Origin of the sequence: Janthinobacterium sp. SUN033, from assembly GCF_030397595.1 — a bacterium.
In the GTDB taxonomy this organism is placed as follows: Bacteria; Pseudomonadota; Gammaproteobacteria; order Burkholderiales; family Burkholderiaceae_D; genus Janthinobacterium; species Janthinobacterium kumbetense.
The window spans coordinates 1,399,165-1,422,368 of sequence record NZ_JAPQNV010000001.1 but is presented as its reverse complement, the minus strand read 5'-3'; the positions used below and the strand labels follow the sequence as shown (position 1 = coordinate 1,422,368).

The following is a 23,204-nucleotide window of genomic DNA, read 5'->3' as shown; positions in this document are numbered from 1 at the left end:
ATTGCTTTGAACCAATGACAAAGTGGGCCGACTGGTGCCTATTTGCGCCAATAGCGTTCCAGCAGGGGCTTGACCGTCAAGCCGTGCGCGACGATGGACAGGATGACGACGACCAGGGTGATGTCGGCCAGTTCGCGCGCGAGGCCCTGCGGCAAGCCATGCGCGATGGCATAGCTGAGGTAATACAGCGAGCCGATGCCGCGCACGCCGAACCAGGCGGCCAGCCCGCGCAGGCGCACGCTGGTGCCCGAAGCGAGCAAGCCGAGCATCACGCTGGCCGGGCGCGCCACCAGCAGCAGGAACAGCGCCACGCTCCACGCCTGCCAGCGCCAGGCGGCAGCCGTGACGGCGCCGCCCAGCAGCAGCACCAGGGTCAGTTCGGACAGGCGTTCCAGATGTTCCTTGAAGACGAGCGACTCGCCGCTGACGGTCAGCGGCACTTCGCTGTCGTGCGGCTGGGCGGCGGACACGGCATGGGTGTCTTGCGCCTGCAGCAAGCCTTGCCTGTCCTTGGGCGCGCCGGCCAGCCGCAGTTCCGTCTGGCGCAGGGCCACGCCCGCAAAGAACACGGCCAGGAAGCCCCAGGCGTGCAGCCATGTGGCCACGCCGTACACGCAGGCGATCAGGCCCAGGGCCGCCAGGTCGTCCAGCATCGCATGTTTCGGTTCCTTGGCGCGCACCTGCCAGCCCAGCCACGCCAGCAGCGCGCCGCCGGCCGCACCCAGGGCGATGGCGGCCCCGCTGGCCCACAACAGATCGCGCCACAGCCAGGTGGCGCCGTGGGGACCCAGCTCATGCAGGCCCAGCAAGCCCAGGCCCAGCATGACGAAAGGAAAGCCGCTGCCATCGTTCATGCCCGCTTCGCTGGTCAGCATGAAGCGCAATTGCTCGCTGTCGCCCGCATGGCGCAGCTGCACGTCCGTGGCCAGCACGGGGTCGGTGGGCGCGAGGATGGCGCCCAGCAGCACGCCCGCGCCCAGGGGCAGGCCCAGCACCAGGCAGGCAAAGGCGGCCACCAGGGCCACGGACAGGGCCATCGACAGCCACGCCAGGCGCAGCGGCGGCAGCCAGCGCGCCAGGCTAAACGGCACGGGCATCTTGACGCCGGCGGAAAACAGGGAGATGAGGACGGCGATTTCCGTCAGGGTTTCCAGCAGGGGCGCCTGCTGCACCAGGTCGAAGGCAAACAGGCCGAGGAACATGGGGCCCAGCAGCAGACCCACGCCCAGGTAAGCCATGGCCGAGGTCAAGGGCAGGCGCGCGATGCCGTCGGCGCCCAGGCCACGCGCCAGCATCAGGCAGCCGATCAGGATGAACCAGGCGGTGGTGCTCATGCGGCCCATTGTAGCGGCGCGCCGGCGAGGGCAGCGCGCCGCACGGTTTCTTTACACCTTGTACAGCGACACGCTGTCGTTCTGCGCCTGCATGGCGTGCACCTCGATGGGGTCGTGCGTGGAGCGCAGACGGGGCAGGCCGTGCGGATAGCGGGCCGTGATAAAGGCCAGCATCTGCTCGCGCACGATGCAGCGCAGCTCGAAAGCGAGGCCCGAATCTGCCGCACTGACGAGGAAGCGCACGCGCACGGCCCGCTCGTTCGAATCCGTCGCCTGCACCGTGCAGACGCGGCCATCCCATTGCGCGGCCCCTTCGCAGATGCGCGTCAGTTCCGCGCGCAGCGGGTCGAGCGGGATGCTGAAATCGAGCCACAGGAATACCGTGCCCAGCAGGGTGGACGAGCTGTGCGTCCAGTTCTCGAACGGATTCTCAATGAACCATTGCAGCGGCACGATCAGGCGGCGCTCGTCCCACACGCGCACGACCACATACGTGCCCTTGATTTCCTCGACCTTGCCCCATTCGCCATTGACGATCAGCACGTCGTCGATGCGGATGGGTTGCGAAAACGCAATTTGCAACCCAGCAATGAAATTGCCCAGCACGGGACGGGCGGCAATACCGGCCACCAGGCCCGCCACGCCGGCCGACGCCAGCAGGCTGGCGCCGATCTGCCGCGCGCCGGGCAAGGTCAGCAGCACGAAGGCCAGGCCCAGGATGACGACGATGGCGTGCGCGCTGCGCGTGAGCACGCGGGCTTGCGTGATCAGGCGGCGCGCGCGCAGGTTGTCGGCCACGTCGACGGGGTTGACTTCGGAAATCGTGATGGACAGGGCCTGGATGCATTGCATGGCCAGCCAGGTCAGCGCGATGATCAGCGCCACGCTGGCGAGGTGCGACATGGCCAGCAAGCCCGGCGTGTCGTCGGGCGCGCCGGCCAGCACCATGCGCAGGCCGAAGACGATCACGCACAGCTGGCTGGCGCGGAAGGCCACGCGCGTGGCGTTGGTGGTGAACGGGCGGCCATTGGCCAGTCTTTTCAGTAAACCAATGCCGGCCCGGTGCACGCCGATGGCGACCACGGTGACGAGCAGGGCGGAAACGAGCACGGTCAGCGCCGAGCGCAGCGGGCCTCCCATCAGCGAGTGGAACGTGCTGAGATCCATAGGCGAAAACTCCTTGTTTTTAGTGAAATGGATGTCGGAAGCGGTATTTTACGGGCAGATGGCGTAACGGGGGCGTGCGTTGCCGTACGGATAAGACCTGCGTCAAGGTGGATACTGGAAGAAATTGCTGCGCTGCGCCATGCCACGTTGACGTTTCAATACGGAAAGCAAACGGGCGTCGCCGCAGTGGAAACATAGTCATACTTGCCATGCTTTTTGTTTTTGCAAAGGAAAACGATGATAGTACGATCACTCCGAATGTCCTTGCGCTTCATCCTGCCACTGGCCCTGGTGCTGGGATTGTTTGCTTATATCGTGGTACCCCTGCTCGACAACATCACCCTGCGCTGGTACGTGCGCGACCTCGACAGCCGGGCAGAATTGCTCGCTGGAACCCTCCGGCCCTCGCTCACCGAATACCTGCCCGCGCAAGACGCCACGCGCGTCAAAGAACTGTTCCAGGGCGCCACGCGCGACGAACGCCTGATCGCCATCGGCTTTTGCGACAATGCAGGCCACTTGCTGTACCAGTCCGCGCAATACCCAACTTCCATCGGCTGCTGGAGCACGCCTCCCACTGGCGGCCTGTACAAATCCCTCGCGCAATTGCCGCAAGGCCAAGTCCACCTCAGCGAAACCCCCGTCATGCAGGATGCGTCCCAGCTGGGACGGCTGGTGCTGGTGCAGGACATGAGCTTTGTCGAGCGCCGCAATACGGATACCAAGCGCTTCATCTTTGCCTTCCTGGCCGTGCTGGCCGTACTGATTTCCCTGATGACCGTGTTCGTGGCCCATTTGAGCTGGCGCGGCTGGCTGTCGGCCGTGAAAGATATTCTGCGGGGCGAGTTATTGCCTAAAAGTAATGGGGCCGTGGCTGCCGCCGCACCCGCCGCCGCGCCCGCGCCGCCGCCGGAAATGCAGCCGCTGATCGGCGATTTGCGCGAATTGCTGCAGGAATACCACCTGGAACGCCAGGGCGATAACGGCTGGTCGTCCGACTGGACGCCGGACAAGCTGCGCGCCTTGCTGGAAGCGGATTTGCAGGGAGATCAAGTGCTGGTGGTGTCGAACCGCGAACCGTATATCCACACAAAAACAAATGCGGGCATTACCGTCCAGCGCCCCGCCAGCGGCCTGGTGACGGCCGTGGAAGCGGTGATGCGCGCCTGTTCCGGCACGTGGATCGCGCATGGCGCCGGTTCCGCCGACCGCGAGACGGTGGATAAGCTCGACCACGTGCCCGTGCCGCCCGACAATCCCAGCTATACCTTGCGTCGCGTATGGCTGACGGAAGAGGAAGAGCAGGGCTATTATTATGGTTTCGCCAATGAGGGCATGTGGCCGCTGTGCCATATCGCCCACGTGCGCCCCGTGTTCCGCTCGTCCGACTGGGAGCAGTATGTGAAGGTCAACCGCCGCTTCGCCGACGCCGTGATCGCCGAAGCGAAGACGGACAACCCCGTCGTGCTGGTGCAGGATTACCACTTCGCCTTGCTGCCGCGCATGGTGCGCGAAGCCTTGCCGAAGGCGACGATCATCACCTTCTGGCATATCCCCTGGCCGAATTCGGAATCGTTCGGCATTTGCCCATGGCGCGAAGAAATCCTCGACGGCTTGCTGGGCAGCACCATCCTCGGCTTCCACACGCCATTCCACCGCAAGAATTTCCTCGAAACGGTGGACCGCTACCTGGAAACCCGCATCGAGCCGGAAGCGTCGACCATTTCCTACGGCGGCGAAATGACGCAGGTCGAGGATTACCCGATTTCCATCGCCTGGCCCGAGGACGACCCGGCGCAGCCCGACGTGGCCACCTGCCGCGCGCAGATCCGCAGCGAGCTGGGCGTGGCCCAAGACCACTTGCTGGGCATCGGCGTGGACCGCCTCGATTACACGAAAGGCATCGTCGAGCGCTTCCAGGCCGTCGAGCGCATGCTGGAGCAGCAGCCTGGCATGGTGGGCAATTTTACCTTTGTGCAAATCGCCGCCCCCAGCCGCGCTTCGCTCGATGAATATCAGAGTTTTGACGCCAGGGTGCGCAAGATGGTCGAGCGCATCAACCGCCGTTTCGGCAGCGGAGATTACGTGCCCATCCTGCTGAAAGCGGAGCACCACGGCCAGGACGACTTGCAGCGCTATTTCCGCGCCTCGGAAGTGTGCATGGTGACAAGCTTGCATGACGGCATGAATTTGGTGGCCAAGGAATTCATCGCCGCCCGCGACGACGAACTGGGCGTACTTGTTTTAAGTCAATTCACGGGCGCCGCGCGCGAGCTGCACGAAGCGCTGATCATCAACCCGTATCACATCGAGCAGGGCGCCGACGCCCTGTACCGCGCCCTCGTGATGCCGCCCGTGGAACAGCGCGAGCGCATGAAGAGCATGCGGGCCCGCGTGAAACATTTCAATGTCTACCGCTGGGCCGGGCGCATGCTGCTGGATGCGGCCCGCTTGCGCCAGCGCGACAAGGTCATGACCAAGATCGACGCCCACAGCCGCATCAAGCGGCGCAAGGGGATGATCTGATGGCCGATACCCCTGACGACAGCGCAGCCTTGCTGCAATTGCTGGGTACGCCCGGCACAGCCGTTTTCCTCGACTTCGACGGCACCCTGGTCGACCTGGCGCCCACCCCCGACGGCGTGCGCCTGGAAGCGGGCGTCATTGAGGCGCTGGCGCTGCTGGCCGAACGCCACGGCGGCGCGTTGGCCGTCATTTCCGGGCGTCCCGTGGCGCAGATCGACGCCATGCTGGCGCCCCTGGTGTTGCCGGTGGCGGGCGTGCATGGCGTGGAGCGGCGCGGCGCCGATGGCACGTTCAGCGTGGCGGCCACGCCCGACGTGTCGCCCGTGCTGGCGCGCGCGCAGGCGCTGGCGGCGATGCACCCCGGCTTGCTGGTGGAACGCAAGCGGGGCGCCGTGGCCCTGCATTACCGGCTGGCGCCGGAACTCGAGCAACTGTGCACGCAAGAAATGACGGCGGCCGTGCAAGCGTGCCCGGGGGTATTGCTGTTGCATGGCAAAATGGTCCTGGAAGCCAAGCCGTCCGCCACGGACAAGGGCGGCGCCATCGCCGCCTTCATGCAGGAAACCCCGTTCGCCGGCCGCCGGCCTGTGTTCGCGGGCGACGACACCACCGACGAGGCGGGCTTTGTCTTTGTTCAACAAGCAGGCGGGCAGGGCGTGAAAGTGGGCAGCGGCCCCAGCGCCGCCACCCTGCGCCTGGCCAGCCCGCGCGCCTTGCGCGCCGCGCTGCTGGCCGCGTCCGTATCCCCTTTCAAGGAGTAGCCGATGACCATATCCCATGAACAAGCTGATGACACCCCCGGCGGGGCGCCCGCCCCAGCGTCCCTCAACTGCGGCGTGGTGGGCAATTGCGCCTTCAGCGCCCTGATCGACCAGGCGGGGCAGGTCGTCTGGTCGTGCCTGCCCCGTTTCGACGGCGATCCCGTCTTCAACCGCTTGCTGGACGACACTGAAAACGGCAGCGTGTGGGCCATCGACATCGAAAACTTCGCGCGCAGCGAACAAGTCTACGAGCCGAATACGGCCGTGCTGCGCACGCGGCTGTACGATACGCAGGGGCGCGGCGTGGAAATCACGGATTTCGCGCCCCGATTCCTCAGCCGCGACCGCATGTTCCGCCCGCTGATGCTGATACGCCGCGTGCGTCCGCTCGACCACGCCGTGCGCATCCGGGTGCGCCTGCGCCCCCGCTACGACTGGGGCAAACTGGCGCCGCAGATCACGCAGGGCAGCCACCACATCCGCTACGTGGGGCCGGAGCAGACCTTGCGCCTGAACACCGATGTGTCGCTCAACTATGTGCTGAGTGAAACGTATTTCGTGCTGGGCGGCACGGCCAACTTCCTTCTCGGTCCCGATGAAACCCTGGCCGGCGGCATCGACGAAACGGCGCGCATTTTCGAAAAGGAAACCATCAACTATTGGCGCACCTACACGCGCCGCCTGGCCGTGCCGCTGGAATGGCAGGACGTGGTGATCCGCGCCGCCATCACCTTGAAACTGTCTTTATATGAAGACACGGGCGCCATCATCGCCGCCATGACCACCAGTATTCCCGAAGCGCCGGGCAGCAGCCGCAACTGGGATTACCGCTATTGCTGGCTGCGCGACGCCTTCTTTGTCGTGCGCGCATTGAACAGCCTGTCGGAAGTGGGCACCATGGAGGAATACCTGCGCTGGCTGACGAATATCGTCGCCCGCTCGAAGGGCGGCCACATCCAGCCCCTGTACGGCATCGGTCTGGAAGAACAGTTGCCCGAATCCATGCTCGACCACTTGCCCGGCTACAGGGGCAACGGCCCCGTGCGCGTCGGTAACCAGGCGCAGGAACACTTCCAGCACGATGTCTACGGCAACATTGTATTAGGCGCGGCGCAGGCCTTCCTCGACCACCGCCTGTTCCACCGGGCGGGAAAAGCCGAGTTTGCCGCACTGGAAGCCGTGGGCGACCAGGCGTTCCGCCTGCACGCGGAGCCGGACGCGGGCATGTGGGAACTGCGCACGCGGGCGAGGGTGCACACTTCGTCCATGCTGATGAGCTGGGCCGCCTGCGACCGCCTGGCCAAGGTCGCGCACAAGCTGGGCTTGCCGGACCGCGCCGACCACTGGAACAGCCGCGCCGTGCTGATCCGTGAACGCCTGCTGCGCGAAGCGTGGAGCGAAGAGCGCCAGGCCTTCGCGGAAAGCCTGGGCGGACGCGACCTGGACGCGTCCGTGCTCTTGATGGCGGAAGTCAACTTCATCGACCCCATGGACCCCCGCTTCATCGCCACCGTCGACGCGCTGGAAGCCTCCCTGTGCGACGGCCCCTACATGCGCCGCTACGAAGCGCCCGACGACTTCGGCAAACCGGAAACGGCCTTCAACATCTGCACCTTCTGGCGCATCGACGCCCTGGCGCGCATCGGCAGGAAAGACGAAGCGCGCAAGATTTTCGAGACCATGCTGCTGGCGCGCAACCACCTGGGTTTGCTGTCGGAAGATACGCATCCCGTGACGGGGGAAATGTGGGGCAATTTCCCGCAGACCTACTCGATGGTGGGTCTCATCAACTGCGCGGTGAGGTTGTCGGCGCCTTGGGATAGCGCGATTTGATTGTACTGTGCTCCAGTTCCGTGAGCAGTCCATGCCAGTCCCTATAATGGGCGTGTTGACCTGCTTGCGGGCGTTTTGGCGTCAGGTCATAACAATCGTTGGCGCGCAGGCTCACGAAACGCCGAATGGCATCCACACAGATGAATACGAAATATCGAGATGACGACCGTAAGCGAAATTTTAGCGACAATAAATAAGAGTATTTTTTTTGAGACTATTTTTCAGAAAGATACTGACTGGGATGCTGCATTGTGCGCCAGGGACTCTTTTGAGTTTGATGGTGCATGGTGTGCCAGCTACGAAAAAGTGAGCTCATCTTGTCCACCCGAAGGCGCGCTGGTGAGGGAGATCAGGGAGATCGCATTCAAGAAAGTGTATCAAGTCACTGAAAATTCCGACCTTGCTGGATATGTGTCGGACGACATGGGCTTGATTGCGCAGGCATGTCACGATAAAGTCGAGATCGACTTTATCGACAATCTCTGGAAAACCTATATGCACGGAGAATTTCCAACTTGAGCTGATACTGCCCAGTTGAAGATTGCAAGTGGCCTCGTTTTCCATGCGCCCCAGCATCGCAGCGCGGCGCTCCTGTGCCACTGTTTTGACGTGCGACTCCATTTCAGCTATCAGTTGCGCGCTCGCCACGCCCATACAACCTGCACTCCGCCGCCAGCGCCAGCAGATTCGGGTCGCGCTCGCGGCTGCTCAGCATCAGCAGGGTGATTTGCTGGTGCGAGCCGTAGCGGGCGTCCAGGGGCAGCAGTTCGATGCGCGAGCTGAAGGCGCGGACTCTGCCGGGCAGCAGGCTGTAGCCGATGCCGCCGCTCACCAGGTTGATCAGCGAGAAGATGTCGCCCACGCGCATGGCCGTGTCGGGCACAAATCCCGCCAGCTCGAATGCGTGGTTGAAGCTTTGCGAGGTGACGAATCCCTCGTTGAGCGTGACGAATTTGTCGTCGCGCAGCTGCTGCAAGTCCACGGAAGCGGCCCCCGCATAGGGCGAGGCCAGCGGCGCGGCCAGGAAGATGTCGTCCTGGAACAGGGGCACTGCCACCAGACCCGCATGGTGTTCGTCTTCCTGCACGCCGACGATGATGGCGTCCAGCCTGCCATCGGCCAGGCTTTGCAGCAGTTCGCGGTTCGACCCCAGGGTCAGGTCGATGTCCAGGCCCGGCCGGCGCAGCTTCAGGGCGATCACCAGTTGCGGGATGCAGTGCAGGGTCAATGAATACAGCGAGCCGATCTTCAGGCGCACGGGATTGATGCCCGACATTTCGCGCACCTTGCGCACGCCTTCCTCGCACTCGGCCAGCGCGCGCCGCGCCGATTCGGCAAAGGTGTAGGCCGCATGCAGGGGGATCAGGCTGCGGCCCTCGCGCTTGAACAGGGGGCAGCGCAAGCCGTCTTCCAGCGAATGCAGGGCGCGGTGCACGCTGACGGTGCTCTGGCCCAGCGCATCGGCCACCCGCGCCAGGTTGTTCAATTCCATAAAGCTGAGAAAAACTTCCAGCTTTTTCAGGGTAATTTCTTCGTTGATGGCCATGATCACCGTGATTATCGTGAGTTCATTAACTTCAGGGTAATGAACATGGTAGCAGGTTGATTGTCGCGGTGACGCTTTCGTTCTATCGTCGGGGTTCGATAGCTCATTCCGGAGGCATGATGTCAACCGCCACAGCAGCGCCAGCGCAGCGGCAAAAACAATGGGATACGCGGCGCACCGAGAAGCGCCGCCGCCTGGAAGCCGTGCGCCAGTACGCGAGCGGCCCCGTGCTGCAACAGGGCGACATGGTCGCCGTGCTCGAAGCGCTGCTTGCGCCGGGCGACCGCGTCGTCCTCGAAGGCAATAACCAGAAGCAGGCCGATTTCCTCGCCCGCATGCTGACCCAGGTCAATCCCGACAAGATCCACCATCTGCACCTGATCATGCCCAGCGTCAGCCTGCCCGAGCACCTGGACTTGTTCGAGCGGGGCATCGCCCGCAAGCTCGACTTCTCGTTTGCCGGCACGCAAAGCCTGCGCATCGCCCAGTTCCTGCAGGATGGCTTGATGGAAGTGGGCGCCATCCACACGTATATCGAGCTGTATGCGCGCCTGTTCGTCGACCTGACGCCCAACGTCGTCATGGTGGCCGGCTACATGGCCGACCGCCAGGGCAATCTGTACACGGGCCCCAGCACGGAAGACACGCCCACCCTGGTGGAATCTGCCGCCTTCCGCGACGGCATCGTCATCGCCCAGGTGAACCAGATCGTCGACGATGTCAGCGACTTGCCGCGGGTCGACGTGCCCGGCTCGTGGATCGATTTCGTGGTGCAGTCCGACAAGCCGTTCTTCATCGAACCCTTGTTTACCCGCGACCCGCGCGTGATCAAGCCCGTGCACGTGCTGATGGCCATGATGGCGATCCGCGGCGTGTATGAAAAACACCAGGTGCAGTCGCTCAATCACGGCATCGGCTTCAATACGGCCGCCATCGAACTGATCTTGCCCACCTACGGCGAGCAGCTGGGCTTGAAGGGCAAGATTTGCCGCAACTGGGTGCTCAACCCCCATCCGACCCTGATTCCCGCCATCGAGACGGGCTGGGTCGAGAGCGTGCACTGCTTCGGCGCGGAGCTGGGCATGGAAGGCTATGCGGCCGCCCGGCCCGACGTGTTCTTTACGGGCCGCGACGGTTCCATGCGTTCGAACCGCGCCCTGTGCCAGCTGGCCGGCCAGTACGCGGTCGACCTGTTCATCGGCGCCACCCTGCAGATGGATGGCCTGGGCAATTCGTCCACCGTGACGAATGGCCGCCTGGCCGGTTTCGGCGGCGCACCCAATATGGGCCACGATCCGCATGGCCGGCGCCACCCGACGCCCGCCTGGCTGGACCTGATCGAGACGGACGACCCTCTCGCGCGCGGCAAGAAGCTGGTGGTGCAGATGGTCGAAACGTTCCAGGACGGCGGCCAGCCGACCATCGTCGAATCGCTCGACGCCGTGGCCGTGGGCCAGGCCAGCGGCATGCCGCTGGCGCCCGTGATGATCTATGGCGACGACGTCACCCACGTGCTGACGGAAGAGGGCATCGCCTACCTGTACAAGGCCCGCTCGCTCGACGAACGCAAGGCCATGCTGGCGGCGGTGGCCGGCGTGACGCCCATCGGCTTGCGCCACGACCCGAAGACGACGGCGAAACTGCGCGCCGACGGCTTGATCGCGCTGCCCGAGGATATCGGCGTGCAGCGCGGCGCCGCCAGCCGCTCGCTGCTGGCCGCGAAAAGCATCGCCGACCTGGTCGAATGGTCCGACGGACTGTATCAACCACCCGCCAAATTCAGGAGCTGGTAATGATGACAATGATGACCACAATGACGACGACAGTGCCGGTGCAGGTACGCCCTGCGGCGCTGGCGCGGCAGGTGCTGCAGGCGCTGCTCGATGAAGTGACCCTGACGCCGAAACCGGGCCTGGTCGATTTGCGCAGCCGTGGCGCCCACGCCGACTTGAACTGGGCCCTGATGTGCCACTCGGCCTGCGCGCTGGAGCCCGTGTTTGCCGCCATGGCGCAGGCAGGCTGGGAAAGTGGCGATGACGACGAGCTGCGCCAGCGCATCGGCGCCATCGGCCGCGATGGCGAAGCGCTGATGCTGGCAGCCACCGGCGGCGTGAACACGCACCGGGGCGCCATCTGGGCGCTGGGCCTGCTGGTGACGGCGGCGGCGCAGCAGGGCGCGCGCGGCGCGTCGCTGGCGCCGCACGTCGTGGCGGCACGGGCCGGCGCGCTGGCCCGCTTGCGCGACCGTGGCGCGCCTGGCATCACCGGCAACAAGGGCGAGCTGGCGTGCCGCCAGTATCGGGTCGATGGCGCGCGGGGCCAGGCCCGCGCCGGTTTCCCCCTGGTGACGGGTGCGGGGCTGCCCGCTTTGCACGCCTCGCGGGCGCGCGGCGACAGCGAGACGACGGCGCGCCTGAACGCCTTGCTGGCCATTCTCAGCTGCCTGGACGACACCTGCGTGCTGTCGCGCGGCGGCGAGGCGGCCTTGCTGGCACTGCAATCGGGGGCGGCGCGGGTGCTGGCCGCCGGCGGCGCTGCCACTGCCGCCGGCACCGAGGCGCTGCTGGCGCTCGAAGCGGTGGCGCTGGAGCGCGGCGTGTCGCCGGGCGGCGCTGCGGACTTGCTGGCGGCCACCCTGTTCCTCGATCGATTGACTGAAGGAGAAGCGCATGGAAACGCGTGACTATACATTCCCGGCAGGACGGCCGGCGGCAGGGCGGGCCCTGGCCGGCGTCGTCGGTTCGGGCGACCTGGAAGTGCTGCTGCAGCCTGGCGACGATGGCGTGACCCGCATCGTCGTGAACACCTCCGTCGATGGCAAGGGTGCCGTGTGGGATGCGCTCCTGCAGCGCGTATTCGGCGGTGAGCCGCTGCCGGCGGCGAGCATCGTCATCAACGATTGCGGCGCCACGCCGGGCGTGGTGCGCATGCGCATCGAGCAAGCCTATGAAGAATTGCAAGCGGGGAGGGCGGCATGAGTACATTGAAGGAATTGCTGGAGCGCGACAGCTTCATCGAACGGGGCGCGCGCAGCCGGGCCAGGGCCTTGCTGGATGATGGCAGCATGCGCGAACTGCTCGATCCGTTCTGCGGCATCGCTTCGCCCTGGCTGCCGAAACAAGGCGTCACGGCGCAGGCGGATGACGGCGTGGTGGTGGCCAAGGGCCTGTTTGACGGCCAGCCGGCCGTGGTGCTGGCCATCGAGGGTGTCTACCAGGGCGGCAGCATGGGCGAAGTGGGCGGCGCAAAGATCGCCGGCGCGCTGGAACTGGCGGCGCGCGACAACCGCAATGGCGTGCCGACGCGGGCCGTGATCCTGTTCGAGACGGGCGGCGTGCGCCTGCAGGAAGCCAACCTGGGCCTCGCTGCCATTGCCGACATCCATGCCGCCATCGTCGACCTGCGCCGCTACCAGCCAGTCATCGGCATCACGGCCGGCACGGTGGGCTGCTACGGCGGCATGTCGATCGCGGCGGGCCTGTGCAGTTATCTGGTCGTCACGCGCGAAGCGCGCCTGGGTCTCAACGGCCCGGCCGTGATCGAGCAGGAAGCGGGTGTGGGCGAATTCGACTCGCGCAACAAGCCGTTCATCTGGAGCCTGACGGGCGGCGAGCAGCGCTTCCACAGCGGCTTGGCCGACGCCTATGTGGAAGACGACACGGCGCAGATGCGCGCCACCGTGGCCGCATTGTTCGCACGCGGCGTGCCGGCGCAGCACCGCAGCGACCAGGCCGACGTCTTCCTGGCCCGCCTGGCGCAAGTCGACGCGGGCCCGCAAGCCACGCCGGAAGCCGTACGTTTGATCTACAGCAAAGGAGCAGCAGCATGAACGCCATTACCGACACGAGCCGCGGCGCCGTCTGGCTGGCGGCACTCACGAATACCGCTGCGCCGCTGGACGGCTATCCGCCTTCCGTGCGCGTGGTGGACGCGCCGCTGGCGGGCGAGCCGGCGCGCTACCTCGCCGTGCTGCCCGACCCCGGCAACCGTTTTACGCGCGCCCGCACGGGGGAGGTCGGCCTGGCCGAGGCGTGGCAGCTGGCGCGCGCCGTGCAGCAGGTGCTTGCCGAGGACCGCGACCTGGCCGTGAAACGGCCCATCGTCGCCGTCATCGACGTGGCCAGCCAGGCCTACGGCCGGCGCGAAGAGGCGTACGGCATCCACCAGGCGCTGGCCGGCGCTGCCGGCGCGTATGCCGAGGCGCGCCTGGCGGGCCATCCCGTGATCGGCCTGATCGTCGGCAAGGCCATGTCGGGCGCCTTTCTCGCCCACGGCTACCAGGCCAACCGGCTGATCGCGCTCGACGATCCGCAAGTGATGGTGCATGCCATGGGCAAGGCGTCGGCCGCGCGCATCACCCTGCGCACCGTGGAAGCGCTCGAAGCGCTGGCCGCCACCATTGCGCCGATGGCCTACGACGTCAGGAACTACGCCACCCTGGGCCTGCTGTGGCAAACCTTGCGGGTGGCGCAGCCGGACGCGCCGTCGGAGCTTGATCTGGCGCAGGTGTGTGCCAGCCTGCAGGCGGCGCTGGCCGATATCCGCGCCGATCCGGAACGGGGACTGGCCAGCCGCCTGGGCGCGCCGCACCGCCAGGCATCGGCAAGAGTCAGGGAGGTGCTGGGGCAGCAGTGGTAGGTGCAACAACAGAGAAGACATCAAGTCATTCCTATTCCTATAACGGAGACAATCATGATCATTTACGGAACCGCATTGCTGGCACTGTGCCATTTGCTCGGCATCTTCCTGGGCGACCTGCTCGGGCAGCTGATGGGCGTCAAGACCAACGTGGGCGGCGTGGGCATCGCCATGCTGCTCTTGATCTGCGCCCGGCTCTACATGCAGCGCCGCGCGTGGCTGCCGCAGATGACGGAACGGGGCGTCGAATACTGGGGCGCCATGTATATTCCCGTGGTGGTGGCCATGGCGGCGCAGCAGGACGTGGTCGCGGCGCTGCGCGGCGGGCCGGTGGCCGTGCTGGCCGCCATCGGTTCCGTGCTCGTGTGCGGCGCCGTGATTTCGTTGATTAACCGGTCGGAAAGCCCCGCTGCCATCGCTGCCGCTGAAGCCGACCGCGTGCAAGCCGACTCGATGTTGATGAAGGAGCACCGTCATGCTTGAACTCTTTGAAAAAGCCGCCATCCACAATGGCCTGGTGACGGCCTTCGCCTTCGTCGGCCTGATCATGCTTGTCTCGGTGACGCTGTCGAAATACCTGACCCTGGGCCGCGTGCACGGCTCGGCCATCGCCATCGTGATCGGCTTGGGCCTCGCGTACTGGGGTGGCGTGCATAGCGGCGGCCACAAGGGCCTGGCCGATTTGTCGCTGTTCGGCGGCATCGGCCTGATGGGCGGCGCCATGCTGCGCGACTTCGCCATCGTCGCCACGGCCTTCGAGGTGCAGGCGACGGAAGCGCGCAAGGCGGGCCTGATCGGCGTCGTGGCGCTGCTGCTGGGCGTGGTGCTGCCGTTCCTCGTCGGCGCCGGCGTGGCCTATGCGTTTGGCTATTCAGACGCCGTCAGCATGACCACCATCGGCGCCGGCGCCGTCACGTACATCGTCGGCCCCGTCACGGGCGCGGCCATCGGCGCCAGCTCGGACGTCATGGCGCTCAGTATCGCGGCAGGCCTCATCAAGGCCATCCTGGTGATGGTGGGCACGCCCGCCGCTGCGCGCTTTTTGCGCCTGAAAACGCCCCGTTCGGCGATGGTCTTCGGCGGCCTGGCCGGCACCGTCAGCGGCGTGTCGGCCGGCCTGGCCGCCACCGACCGCAAGCTGGTGCCGTATGGCGCGCTGGTGGCCACGTTTCATACGGGCCTGGGCTGCTTGCTGGGGCCATCGCTGCTGTTCTTCGCCGTCAAGGCGGTGGTGGCTTGATGGACGCCTGGCGCGCGCATGACTTGCTGTGGGCGTCCGGCTTGCCGGACGACGCATGCTTGCCCGCCTGGGCCGACGCGGCCTGGCTGCAGGCGGCGCCGCTGGTGGTGCGGCGCGCCAGCACGGCGCCCGGACGCATCCCCGTGGGCTTGCGCGGCCGGCTGCGCAGCGAACGGCATGCGTGCGAAGTGGAGTCTTCCGCCGTGCTGCGCCGCGTGACGCCGGAAATGCTGGCGCAACTGGCGCACACTCCGCCGTCCGGTTTTGACTGTACTGCGCTCGATGCGCTGCGGCTGGTGGCGCCGCTGCTCGATGCCACGGACTGGGCCTGGGGCCCGACGGGCGGCGTGGGCTTCGCCCTGGCCAGCGGCTTGCCCGTGCTGCGCGCCGACAGCGACCTCGATCTCGTGCTGCGCATCGCCGCGCCGCCGGACGCCGCGCAAGCCGACGCCCTGCGCGCCATCGCCGCCACGGTCACGGCGTGCCGGCTGGATCTGCAAATCGACACGGGCCATGGCGGCTTTGCGTATGCGGAATGGGCGGCGGGCCGGGGCAGGGTCTTGCTGAAAACGGACCACGGTCCCGTGCTGACGGCGACGCCCTGGGAGCGTACATGAGCGTGTTGTTTACCTTTCCGGGCCAGGGCGCCCAATATCCCGGCATGCTGCATGCGCTGCCCGACGATGTGGCCGTGGCGGCGGCCCTGGCCGAAGCGGCTGACGTGCTGGGCCAAGATTCCCTGGCGCTGGACACGGCTGAAGCGCTGGCCTCGACGCGGGCCGTGCAACTGTGCTTGCTGATCGCAGGCGTGGCGATGGCGCGTTCGCTGGCGGCGCGCGGCGCGCTGCCCGACATGGTGGCCGGCTTTTCCATCGGCGAGTATGCGGCGGCCGTGGTGGCCGGCGCGCTCGATTATGCGGATGCCGTGCGCCTCGTGGCGCGGCGCGGAGAGTTGATGGAACGGGCGTATCCGGCCGGCTACGGCATGGCGGCCATCATCGGACTTGATCTGGCGCAACTCGAATCGTTGCTGGCCCAGGTGCATGGCGCCGCGAACCCCGTGTATGTCGCCAACCTGAATGCGCCGCGCCAGATCGCCATTGCCGGCAGCGAGCCCGCCTTGCAAGCCGTGATGGCGCTGGCCCTGGCGCAGGGCGCCAGCAAGGCCAAGCGCCTGGCCATCAGCGTGCCGTCGCATTGCCCGCTGCTGGAAGGCGCGGCGCTCGACATGGCCGCCGCCTTCGAGGGCGTGGCCGTGCGCCGTCCCTCGCTCGTCTACCTGAGCAGCAGCGCGGCGCGCGCGCTGTTCGACCCGGCCCGCATCCGCGACAGCCTGGCCGCCAACATGGCGCAGCGCGTGCAGTGGACCAGTACCGTACGCCTGGCGTGGGAGCGGGGCGCCCGGCTGGCGCTGGAAATGCCGCCGGGCAGCGTCCTGACGCGGCTGACGGCGCCCGATTTCACGGACGGCGTGGCCGCCTGCTGCGACGGCAACCGGGGCGACAGCGTGCTGGCGCTGGTGCGGCGGGAGCGAAACGGCAGCGTGCCTTAAAGCCTGGCGCTCAAGCCAACTTGAAAGCCACGGCCCGGCAAGGGCGCGATGTATTTCAGTGGGGAATTGTGCGGCCTGGCATCCGCATCGAGCAGGTTGCTGCCGCTGATAAACACCTCGATGCCTGCAAACGGCGAATTGGCTACCTGCAGGGCGCGGCTCAGCTGGAAGTTCACCATGGTGTAGCCGTCGAGCGGCACTTCCTCGCTGACACTCTTGCCCAGGTACTTTTGCTTGTCGTAGCGGGTGCCGGACAGCCTGGCCTTCCACCCCTTGTTTTCCCACAGCACATTCGCGCCATAGCGGTTGGTGGGCATATTGGGCAGGTAGGCGCCGTCGTTGTGCGCGCGCAGCTTGTCCGGATTGTCCGCCTTGTTCTTGACGAGGTCGGCGAATGCGGAGAGGTTCAGCTTGCCGTAGCCGCCAAGCTGCACGACCTGGGAGGCGTCGATTTCGAATCCCCTCACCGTCGTATCCGTCTGCTTCCAGTACTTCAAGGGCAGGCGATTGGCCATCTGGGCGCCCGAGTGGCCAAGGTAGAGGTAGTTCTCGTACTTCATGACGTAACCGGTGGCCGACAGCTGGAAGCCGCGGTTGGCGAACAGGGCGGTGAGCTCCGTATTCTTCGCGCGCTCGGCCTTCAGGTTCTGGTTGCCTTCTTCCTGGGTCATGATCGAATAGTGGCGGTTGCTTGCATACAATTCATTGACGTCGGGCGCTCTTTCCGACGATGAATAGCGCAGCTTCGCGCCGAACAGCTGGCCCAGCTTGGCCGAGGCGCCCAGGCTATAGCTGTTCAGGCTGAACGACCTGTCCTCGAGTGTCGAGTTGCCCGCATTCCTCGACGTCTTGAAGCCGCTCTTGCGGATATCGTGCTCGACTTTTTCATGGCGCAAGCCCGCGTCGAAGGTGGCCCAGTCGACATCGAGGCTTTCCTTGAGGAACAGCGCGCGGCTGACCGTGCTCGCGTCGGGAAGGTACAGCTGCGGCCCGCTGCCGGCGATATCCCTGGCCTTGTGGCTCAAGCCCAGCATGCCGCTCAAGGGGCCTGCGCGCCGGTGCGCCAGCAGAAGCTCGGCTTGATTCGTGTCGAACTGGTAATCGTTCGCCTTGGTGGAACCCAGGCGCTCTCCCGACGCATTGTTCAGGCGTGACATGCGCAATTGCACGCTTTCAAGATACGCAACGGGGCTGGACAGCCGGGCTTCCAGCGCATATTTATCCTGCTTGATTACGACGCCGACGGGCAACCCCTCGTCATAATTCGCCCCGAACGACTTGTTTTCCATGGAAAAGCCCGGCACGCCATACTCGCTTTCCTTGGAGTCGAGGCTGACGGCCACGTAGCCCTGGTCGAAAAAGTAGGTGGTGCCGACGGCAAAGTGGGCATTGCTGGCATGGCTGTTGCCCAAGGTGCCGTGGTAGTCGGGGGTGACGTCCTTGTTGATCTTGTTCTGGGTCATCGCTGGCGTACCCGGTACGTAGGCGGGATTGGCCGGGTTGACGTAGGTCTTGCGTTGCCAGACGGAGGTGGGATTATTGGTGTAGAAGGAAAAATCACCGTCCGCCCAGTCCGGATTTTCCTTCATGAACTGGTCGATAAACGGTTGCGACGCCTTGTTGTAGATTTGCTGGATGCGCGCTTCCTTCTGGCAACTGTCGGCCAGGAAGGTGTTGACACCGCCGGTTGCAGGGAACAGCTGGCTGTTGCACACGCCGGCCTTGCTGTTGCCGGGAATATCGTAATGCCCGATCTTCTGGAAGGACAGTTGCAGATTCGTCGAGAAGTGCTTGCCATCGTTGAAGTTTGCGCGCAGGCCTTGCGCGTCGGCATCATTGAAGCCCTTGCGCAGGACCAGTTCCACATCCTTTTCTTTGGTTTCCATCTTCCTGGAAATGAGGCCGGAATCGACGTCGACGCTGCCGCCGATGGCATTGCCGCCGAAACGCACGCTATCGGACGATTTGTTCACCGTCACGCTGCGCGCAAACAGCGGGTCGAAGGGGATGTTGATGTCGCCGCTGAGCGCATTCATGCCGAGGATGGACTGGCCGTCTTCGAGGATCTGCACGCGGCTGCCGCTCAGGCTGCGGATCACCGGCGCGCCCGCATTCGGCCCGAAGGCGCTGCTTTGCACGCCCGAGACATGTTCGAGCATGCCGCCCAGGGTCCGGTTCTGGGCTTGCGTATTCTCGACGAGGACGACGCTGTCGATGCTGGAAGGCCGGTCAGCCCGGACCTTGATGGTTTGCAGGGTGACGTCGTCCGCCGCGTAAGCGAGCGGGGCAGTGGACAGCATGGCAGCTGCGAATACGTGATGGCGCATAGGACTTTCTAAAAAGGCGGAAGGTGGTGCTGGACGCAGGCCCGGCGTGAAGGTGTAAATGCAATTGAGTTGCAATAATAGCTTGCGCCAAATGCTATTGCAAGTAAACTGCATTTGATGGCATCGGCGGACTGGCGCACGGAAGCAGCGCAGCGCAGGCAGCCGGCATGTGCCGGCTACTGGGTTGGAAAGGGGGGAGGTGTGCTGGCCTTGCGCGTTGCGCGTGATCAGGCCGCTGGCAAGGTGTGCGGCGCAGACTGCATTGGTCCGCCTGCGCCGTGATGGAGTCGCTGCTTCAGGTGAAGTTCGCTGGCTTTTTCGCCTGCAGCCGGCGCGCGCGCCGTTTTCTTTCCCAGATGACGATGCCCGTCACCGACAGCATGGCCACCATCAGGCCCATGCAGGACATCAGTATGCGTCCCGGCAAGCCGAGGATGCGGCCCGAGTGCAGGGGGAATTGCAGTTGCACGAAGACGTCGGCGGCCGTGCCTTCCCACGGCTTGTGCTGGCCGATGATGCTGCCGTCCATGCCGTCGACATACAGGTTCGACAGGCCCATGCCGGCCGCGCCGAATTCGTCGGCCGGGTCGAAGAAGGAGACGTTGTAGAACGAATAATTGCCGCCATAATAAATGCCGCCGATGGGCGCCGTGATGCCGCGCTGCGCGGCTTGCTTTTTGGCAATCTCCACGGCCTGCTCGAAGCCGATCGCGGGCGTGATATACGTGCCGTAGGGCGCCGGCGTCTGCGTTTCGTACGGTCCCGGCGTGGTGGTGGAAACGAGCGACATGACGGGATAAAACACTTCGCGGTACAGGTTCAGCGAGAACGAGGTAAACGCGACGACGATGATGACGGGCCACACCCACAGCCCGCCCGCGCGGTGCAGATCGAAATTGAGCTTGTAGCCGCCGGCCGCCCAGCGCAGCACCCACGACGGTTTCCAGCGCTGCCACCAGCTGGCGGCGTCGCGGTGGCGCGGTGCCTCGTCCTGCGCGCGCGGGCGCAAGCGGCGCGGCGTGGTCAGATAAAACGCCACCATGCTGTCGAGCAGCCACACCAGGGCTACCGTGCCCATCAGCCAGTAACCCCAGCGGTCCGTACCCCAGAAGGCGGGCACGTGCAAGCTGTAATGCAGGTGGCGCAGGAACGGCATCAGGCTGCGGCGCGACAGGGAAATGGCCGTCGAATCGCGCGTGCCCGTGATCTGCGCCGTGACGGGGTCGATGTAGACGGTGTTGTAGTCGAGCACGAACGGCTTGTTTGTGGCCGGGTCCGTCAATGGGCGCACCATGAAGGCGGCCGCATGGCCTTCTTCCAGGCCCAGGGTCATGTAATTGACTTCCACGCGCGGGTCGGCGGCGGCGACTTTTTGCGCCAGCACAAACGGCGGCTGCAGGGGACCGCGGCCCGGCGTGTCCATGATGTCGGCGTTGAGCCATTCGTCCAGCTCGTGGTCCCACGACGTGACGGCGCCCGTGAGGCCCGCGACGATGAGAAAGAGGGCGATGGTCAGGCCGGCCCAGCGGTGTATGACAGTCCAGAAAGCGCGCATGCGGTACAAACCTTTAACATAAAACCGGCTTGTTGCCGCCAGCAGGCGCCACGGGGGCGCACAGGGAAAAGCCAGGCACACGCCTGCTATTTTGATAATGGGAATCGTTCTCATTATCCGCCGTGGCGTGGCGTTTGTCCAGCGCCAATGGTGTTGCCCAGGGTCAAATGGCGCATGCTAAGATGCTAGCAAGAAGTTAATTTACATTCCACATGGAAATATTCAAGGCTGAGGCGGCATGCGCATAGAAGACCGGAACAATGTCCGCATTCGCGAATGCAACGGTGCGCCGCAGGCGGGCGCGGCTGCCACCATGGTGTTCATGCATGGCTTTGGCTGCGACCAAACCATGTGGCGTTACCTGGAGCCGCTGTTTCGTGCGCGCTACCGCACCGTGCTGTTCGACCTGGTCGGCAGCGGCGCTTCCGACCTCAGTGCCTATGATTTCGATAGTTACGCGCGGCTCGACGCGCATGGCGCCGATTTGCGCCAGGTCATCCATGCCGTCGGCGGCGCTCCCGTGATTTGCATCGGCCATTCCGTCAGCGCCATGAGCGCCTTGCTGGCCAGCATCGCCGAGCCGGAGCTGTTCGCCGCGCAAGTCATGCTGGCGCCGTCGCCGTGCTATGTCGACGATCCGGCGGCCGGCTATCGGGGCGGCTTCAGCCGTGCCGATATCGACGACTTGCTCGATGCCATGGACAGCAATTACCTGGGCTGGTCCGCCGGCATGGCGCCTGCCATCATGGGCGCGCCAGGGCAGCCGGCGCTGGGGCAAGACCTGGCGAACAGCTTTTGCCGCACCGACCCCGTCATCGCCCGGCATTTTGCGCAAGCCACGTTCTTGTCCGACCACCGCGCCGTCTTGCCGCAAAACAGCACGCCGGCCCTGATCGTGCAATGCAGCGACGACTTCATCGCGCCACCTTGCGTGGGTGTGTACTTGCGTGAAATGTTGCCGCACAGCAGCCTGCACGTGCTCGAAAATGTGGGCCATTGTCCGCACATGAGCGTGCCCGACGCCAGCTACCGCGCCATCCGCCACTTTCTCGATGGCCAACACCTGTAATGCGCGACACGATGCCTTCCTTGCCTGACGCCGCTACCCTGTTCCAGCACGCAGCCTGCGGCTTGCTGCTGTGCACGGCCGACGGCACCATCGTGCAGGCGAACGCCACCTTTTGCGGCTGGCTCGGCTATGGCGCCGGGGAGTTGCTCGGGAAAAAGAAACTGCAGGACTTGCTGACCATCGGCGGGCGCGTATTCCACCAGACGCATTGGCTGCCGCTGATGCAGGTGCAGGGCAGCGTGTCGGAAATCCTGCTCGACATGCGCCAGCGCCAGGGGCAGTCCATCCCCATGCTGTTCAATGCCGTGCGCCGCGAACATGATGGCGTGCGTTATGACGAGATCGCCGTCTTTGTCGCCAGCGACCGGCGCAAGTATGAACAGCAGCTGCAACTGGCGCGCAAGGAAGCTGGCGAGCTCAACGAACAGCTGGCCGCCGCCGACCGGCGCAAAGACGAATTCCTGGCGACCCTGGCGCACGAGTTGCGCAATCCGCTGGCGCCCATGCGCAATGTGCTGGAAGTGTTGCGCCTGGCGCAACTGGACGACCCGCAGCTGCGCTGGGCCCGCGACGTGCTGGGCCGGCAAGTGGGGCACATGACGCACCTGGTCGACGATTTGATGGAAGTGTCGCGCATCACGCAGGGGCGTTTGGAACTGCGCCGCGCCAGCGTGGAACTGGCGCCCGTGGTGGAGGCGGCCCTGCACAGCGTGGCGGAGCTGGCCGTGCAATCCGGCCACAAGGTGCTCGTGGAGCAATGGCCGCAAGCCATCTGGCTCGACGCCGACGCCACGCGCCTGGGACAGATGATCGCCAACCTGCTGACGAACGCCATCAAGTACACGCCCGCCAACGGCGTCATCGGGCTGGAAGTGGCATGCACGGACAACGACGTGCACATCAGCGTGCGCGATTCGGGCATCGGCATTGCGCCCGAGCACCTGGGCACGGTGTTCGACCTGTTTTCGCAGCTGGAACCGGCCCTGTCGCGGGCCCAGGGCGGCCTGGGCATCGGCCTGTCTCTCGTGCGCGGCCTGGCCGAGTTGCATGGCGGCAGCATCAGCGCGCACAGCGATGGCGTGGGGCAGGGCAGCACCTTCGCCTTGCGCCTGCCGCTGCCCGCCGTACCCTTGCAGGCGCCGCCCGAACCCAACCGCCGCTTGCTGGCAGGCACGCGCGAAGGCAAGGTGCTGGTGATCGACGACAGCGCCGACGCGGCCGAAAGCCTGGCGCTGGCGCTCGACATCCTCGGCTATGACGTGCGCACGGCCTACGACGGCGCGGCCGGCATGGCAGCGGCACAAGTTTTCATGCCGCAAGTGATCTTGCTCGACATCGGCTTGCCGCACATGAATGGCTACGACGTGGCGCGACTGTTGCGCAGCCAGCCCTGCGGCAAGGACGCCATCCTCGTGGCCGTCACGGGCTGGGGTCAGGACAAGGACCGCCAGATGGCATCCGACGCGGGCTTTGATTTACATCTGACCAAGCCCGTGGATTTTTATGAGCTCGATGCGGTGCTGCAGAAGATGCTGCAAACGAGCTGAGTTGCCGTAGCGCCATCCTGCCCGCCTGCGGCGCCCATCACATCCCCTGTTTTCTTTCTTTTCATTATCTGTTTCCGTTGATATACCTCTATTGTTTGCGGTAAATCAA

At 65.3% G+C, this 23,204-nt stretch carries 20 protein-coding genes; 15 read left to right on the top strand and 5 right to left on the bottom strand.

The genetic code is table 11. The features are described 5' to 3' along the window. Nucleotides 1-38: 38 nt before the first annotated feature. Nucleotides 39-1,334, bottom strand: a complete 1,296-nt coding sequence (locus OX460_RS06555) for a cation:proton antiporter (protein WP_289898126.1) — start codon at nucleotides 1,332-1,334, stop codon at nucleotides 39-41. A 51-nt stretch (nucleotides 1,335-1,385) separates the two neighbouring features. Further along, nucleotides 1,386-2,501 carry a mechanosensitive ion channel domain-containing protein gene (locus OX460_RS06550; RefSeq protein WP_289898125.1) on the bottom strand — a complete coding sequence of 372 codons (1,116 nt, stop codon included), beginning with the start codon at nucleotides 2,499-2,501 and terminating at the stop codon, nucleotides 1,386-1,388. A gap of 237 nt (nucleotides 2,502-2,738) precedes the next feature. On the opposite strand from OX460_RS06550, the gene OX460_RS06545 reads away from it, so the two are divergent. From OX460_RS06545 to OX460_RS06530, 4 genes are all read left to right on the top strand, one after another. After that, on the top strand, nucleotides 2,739-5,027 hold the full coding sequence (locus tag OX460_RS06545; RefSeq protein ID WP_289898124.1) for a trehalose-6-phosphate synthase: 2,289 nt from the start codon (nucleotides 2,739-2,741) through the stop codon (nucleotides 5,025-5,027). Next, nucleotides 5,027-5,788: a trehalose-phosphatase gene (gene otsB / locus OX460_RS06540; protein WP_289898123.1), complete on the top strand. Its 762-nt coding sequence runs from the start codon at nucleotides 5,027-5,029 to the stop codon at nucleotides 5,786-5,788. The genes OX460_RS06545 and otsB overlap by 1 nt, the downstream gene beginning before the upstream one ends. A gap of 3 nt (nucleotides 5,789-5,791) precedes the next feature. Beyond that, nucleotides 5,792-7,621, top strand: coding sequence for a glycoside hydrolase family 15 protein (locus OX460_RS06535; protein WP_289898122.1), 1,830 nt, complete (start codon nucleotides 5,792-5,794; stop codon nucleotides 7,619-7,621). 159 nt (nucleotides 7,622-7,780) lie between these two features. Then, entirely contained in the window at nucleotides 7,781-8,140 is a 360-nt protein-coding gene (locus tag OX460_RS06530; protein WP_289898121.1) for a hypothetical protein, read from the top strand. 103 nt (nucleotides 8,141-8,243) lie between these two features. Here OX460_RS06530 and OX460_RS06525 read toward each other — a convergent pair whose 3' ends face one another. Then, complete coding sequence (locus OX460_RS06525; protein WP_289898120.1) at nucleotides 8,244-9,167, bottom strand: LysR family transcriptional regulator; 924 nt, start codon at nucleotides 9,165-9,167, stop codon at nucleotides 8,244-8,246. A gap of 119 nt (nucleotides 9,168-9,286) precedes the next feature. On the opposite strand from OX460_RS06525, the gene mdcA reads away from it, so the two are divergent. Genes mdcA through mdcH form a run of 9 tightly spaced genes read left to right on the top strand, consistent with a single transcriptional unit; the run spans nucleotide 9,287 to nucleotide 16,597 of the window. Continuing rightward, the gene (gene mdcA, locus OX460_RS06520; protein ID WP_289898119.1) at nucleotides 9,287-10,960 is read left to right on the top strand and encodes a malonate decarboxylase subunit alpha; all 1,674 of its coding nucleotides are present in this window, start codon (nucleotides 9,287-9,289) and stop codon (nucleotides 10,958-10,960) included. Nucleotides 10,961-10,968: 8 nt separating this feature from the next. Continuing rightward, nucleotides 10,969-11,850 (top strand): triphosphoribosyl-dephospho-CoA synthase, encoded by an 882-nt coding sequence (locus OX460_RS06515; RefSeq protein ID WP_289898419.1) that lies wholly within the window; start codon nucleotides 10,969-10,971, stop codon nucleotides 11,848-11,850. Beyond that, nucleotides 11,837-12,145, top strand: a complete 309-nt coding sequence (locus OX460_RS06510) for a malonate decarboxylase subunit delta (RefSeq protein ID WP_289898118.1) — start codon at nucleotides 11,837-11,839, stop codon at nucleotides 12,143-12,145. Before OX460_RS06515 ends, OX460_RS06510 begins: the two co-directional genes overlap by 14 nt. Then, the gene (locus OX460_RS06505; protein WP_289898117.1) at nucleotides 12,142-12,996 is read left to right on the top strand and encodes a biotin-independent malonate decarboxylase subunit beta; all 855 of its coding nucleotides are present in this window, start codon (nucleotides 12,142-12,144) and stop codon (nucleotides 12,994-12,996) included. Before OX460_RS06510 ends, OX460_RS06505 begins: the two co-directional genes overlap by 4 nt. After that, on the top strand, nucleotides 12,993-13,805 hold the full coding sequence (gene mdcE, locus OX460_RS06500) for a biotin-independent malonate decarboxylase subunit gamma (RefSeq protein ID WP_289898116.1): 813 nt from the start codon (nucleotides 12,993-12,995) through the stop codon (nucleotides 13,803-13,805). Before OX460_RS06505 ends, mdcE begins: the two co-directional genes overlap by 4 nt. Nucleotides 13,806-13,859: 54 nt before the next feature. Continuing rightward, on the top strand, nucleotides 13,860-14,288 hold the full coding sequence (gene madL / locus OX460_RS06495; protein WP_070288196.1) for a malonate transporter subunit MadL: 429 nt from the start codon (nucleotides 13,860-13,862) through the stop codon (nucleotides 14,286-14,288). Beyond that, nucleotides 14,281-15,045, top strand: coding sequence for a malonate transporter subunit MadM (madM, locus tag OX460_RS06490; protein WP_289898115.1), 765 nt, complete (start codon nucleotides 14,281-14,283; stop codon nucleotides 15,043-15,045). Before madL ends, madM begins: the two co-directional genes overlap by 8 nt. Further along, complete coding sequence (locus OX460_RS06485) at nucleotides 15,045-15,662, top strand: malonate decarboxylase holo-ACP synthase (RefSeq protein ID WP_289898114.1); 618 nt, start codon at nucleotides 15,045-15,047, stop codon at nucleotides 15,660-15,662. The genes madM and OX460_RS06485 overlap by 1 nt, the downstream gene beginning before the upstream one ends. Next, entirely contained in the window at nucleotides 15,659-16,597 is a 939-nt protein-coding gene (gene mdcH / locus OX460_RS06480; RefSeq protein WP_289898113.1) for a malonate decarboxylase subunit epsilon, read from the top strand. Before OX460_RS06485 ends, mdcH begins: the two co-directional genes overlap by 4 nt. Here the strand turns inward: mdcH and OX460_RS06475 are convergent. Next, nucleotides 16,594-18,897: a TonB-dependent receptor gene (locus tag OX460_RS06475; RefSeq protein ID WP_289898112.1), complete on the bottom strand. Its 2,304-nt coding sequence runs from the start codon at nucleotides 18,895-18,897 to the stop codon at nucleotides 16,594-16,596. The two genes, mdcH and OX460_RS06475, sit on opposite strands and share 4 nt — an antisense overlap. Before the next feature lie 322 nt (nucleotides 18,898-19,219). Further along, nucleotides 19,220-20,479: a PepSY-associated TM helix domain-containing protein gene (locus tag OX460_RS06470; protein WP_289898111.1), complete on the bottom strand. Its 1,260-nt coding sequence runs from the start codon at nucleotides 20,477-20,479 to the stop codon at nucleotides 19,220-19,222. A 238-nt stretch (nucleotides 20,480-20,717) separates the two neighbouring features. Between OX460_RS06470 and OX460_RS06465 the strand changes: the two genes are divergently transcribed. Further along, a complete protein-coding gene (locus OX460_RS06465; protein WP_289898110.1) occupies nucleotides 20,718-21,548 on the top strand; it encodes an alpha/beta hydrolase in 831 nt (276 codons plus the stop codon). An 11-nt stretch (nucleotides 21,549-21,559) separates the two neighbouring features. Continuing rightward, nucleotides 21,560-23,095, top strand: coding sequence for an ATP-binding protein (locus OX460_RS06460; protein WP_289898109.1), 1,536 nt, complete (start codon nucleotides 21,560-21,562; stop codon nucleotides 23,093-23,095). The last annotated feature ends 109 nt before the right edge of the window (nucleotides 23,096-23,204 follow it).

Bases quoted from the DNA above. Each gene is read 5' to 3' on its own strand.
- OX460_RS06510 (WP_289898118.1), top strand. From the start codon at position 11,837: ATGGAAACGCGTGACTATACATTCCCGGCAGGACGGCCGGCGGCAGGG.
- OX460_RS06485 (WP_289898114.1), top strand. From the start codon at position 15,045: ATGGACGCCTGGCGCGCGCATGACTTGCTGTGGGCGTCCGGCTTGCCG.
- OX460_RS06515 (WP_289898419.1), top strand. From the start codon at position 10,969: ATGATGACCACAATGACGACGACAGTGCCGGTGCAGGTACGCCCTGCG.
- OX460_RS06535 (WP_289898122.1), top strand. From the start codon at position 5,792: ATGACCATATCCCATGAACAAGCTGATGACACCCCCGGCGGGGCGCCC.
- madL (WP_070288196.1), top strand. From the start codon at position 13,860: ATGATCATTTACGGAACCGCATTGCTGGCACTGTGCCATTTGCTCGGC.
- OX460_RS06555 (WP_289898126.1), bottom strand. From the start codon at position 1,334: ATGAGCACCACCGCCTGGTTCATCCTGATCGGCTGCCTGATGCTGGCG.
- OX460_RS06460 (WP_289898109.1), top strand. From the start codon at position 21,560: ATGCCTTCCTTGCCTGACGCCGCTACCCTGTTCCAGCACGCAGCCTGC.
- OX460_RS06505 (WP_289898117.1), top strand. From the start codon at position 12,142: ATGAGTACATTGAAGGAATTGCTGGAGCGCGACAGCTTCATCGAACGG.
- OX460_RS06545 (WP_289898124.1), top strand. From the start codon at position 2,739: ATGATAGTACGATCACTCCGAATGTCCTTGCGCTTCATCCTGCCACTG.
- mdcH (WP_289898113.1), top strand. From the start codon at position 15,659: ATGAGCGTGTTGTTTACCTTTCCGGGCCAGGGCGCCCAATATCCCGGC.
- OX460_RS06525 (WP_289898120.1), bottom strand. From the start codon at position 9,167: ATGGCCATCAACGAAGAAATTACCCTGAAAAAGCTGGAAGTTTTTCTC.
- OX460_RS06475 (WP_289898112.1), bottom strand. From the start codon at position 18,897: ATGCTGTCCACTGCCCCGCTCGCTTACGCGGCGGACGACGTCACCCTG.
- mdcE (WP_289898116.1), top strand. From the start codon at position 12,993: ATGAACGCCATTACCGACACGAGCCGCGGCGCCGTCTGGCTGGCGGCA.
- OX460_RS06550 (WP_289898125.1), bottom strand. From the start codon at position 2,501: ATGGATCTCAGCACGTTCCACTCGCTGATGGGAGGCCCGCTGCGCTCG.
- mdcA (WP_289898119.1), top strand. From the start codon at position 9,287: ATGTCAACCGCCACAGCAGCGCCAGCGCAGCGGCAAAAACAATGGGAT.
- OX460_RS06470 (WP_289898111.1), bottom strand. From the start codon at position 20,479: ATGCGCGCTTTCTGGACTGTCATACACCGCTGGGCCGGCCTGACCATC.
- otsB (WP_289898123.1), top strand. From the start codon at position 5,027: ATGGCCGATACCCCTGACGACAGCGCAGCCTTGCTGCAATTGCTGGGT.
- OX460_RS06530 (WP_289898121.1), top strand. From the start codon at position 7,781: ATGACGACCGTAAGCGAAATTTTAGCGACAATAAATAAGAGTATTTTT.
- madM (WP_289898115.1), top strand. From the start codon at position 14,281: ATGCTTGAACTCTTTGAAAAAGCCGCCATCCACAATGGCCTGGTGACG.
- OX460_RS06465 (WP_289898110.1), top strand. From the start codon at position 20,718: ATGCGCATAGAAGACCGGAACAATGTCCGCATTCGCGAATGCAACGGT.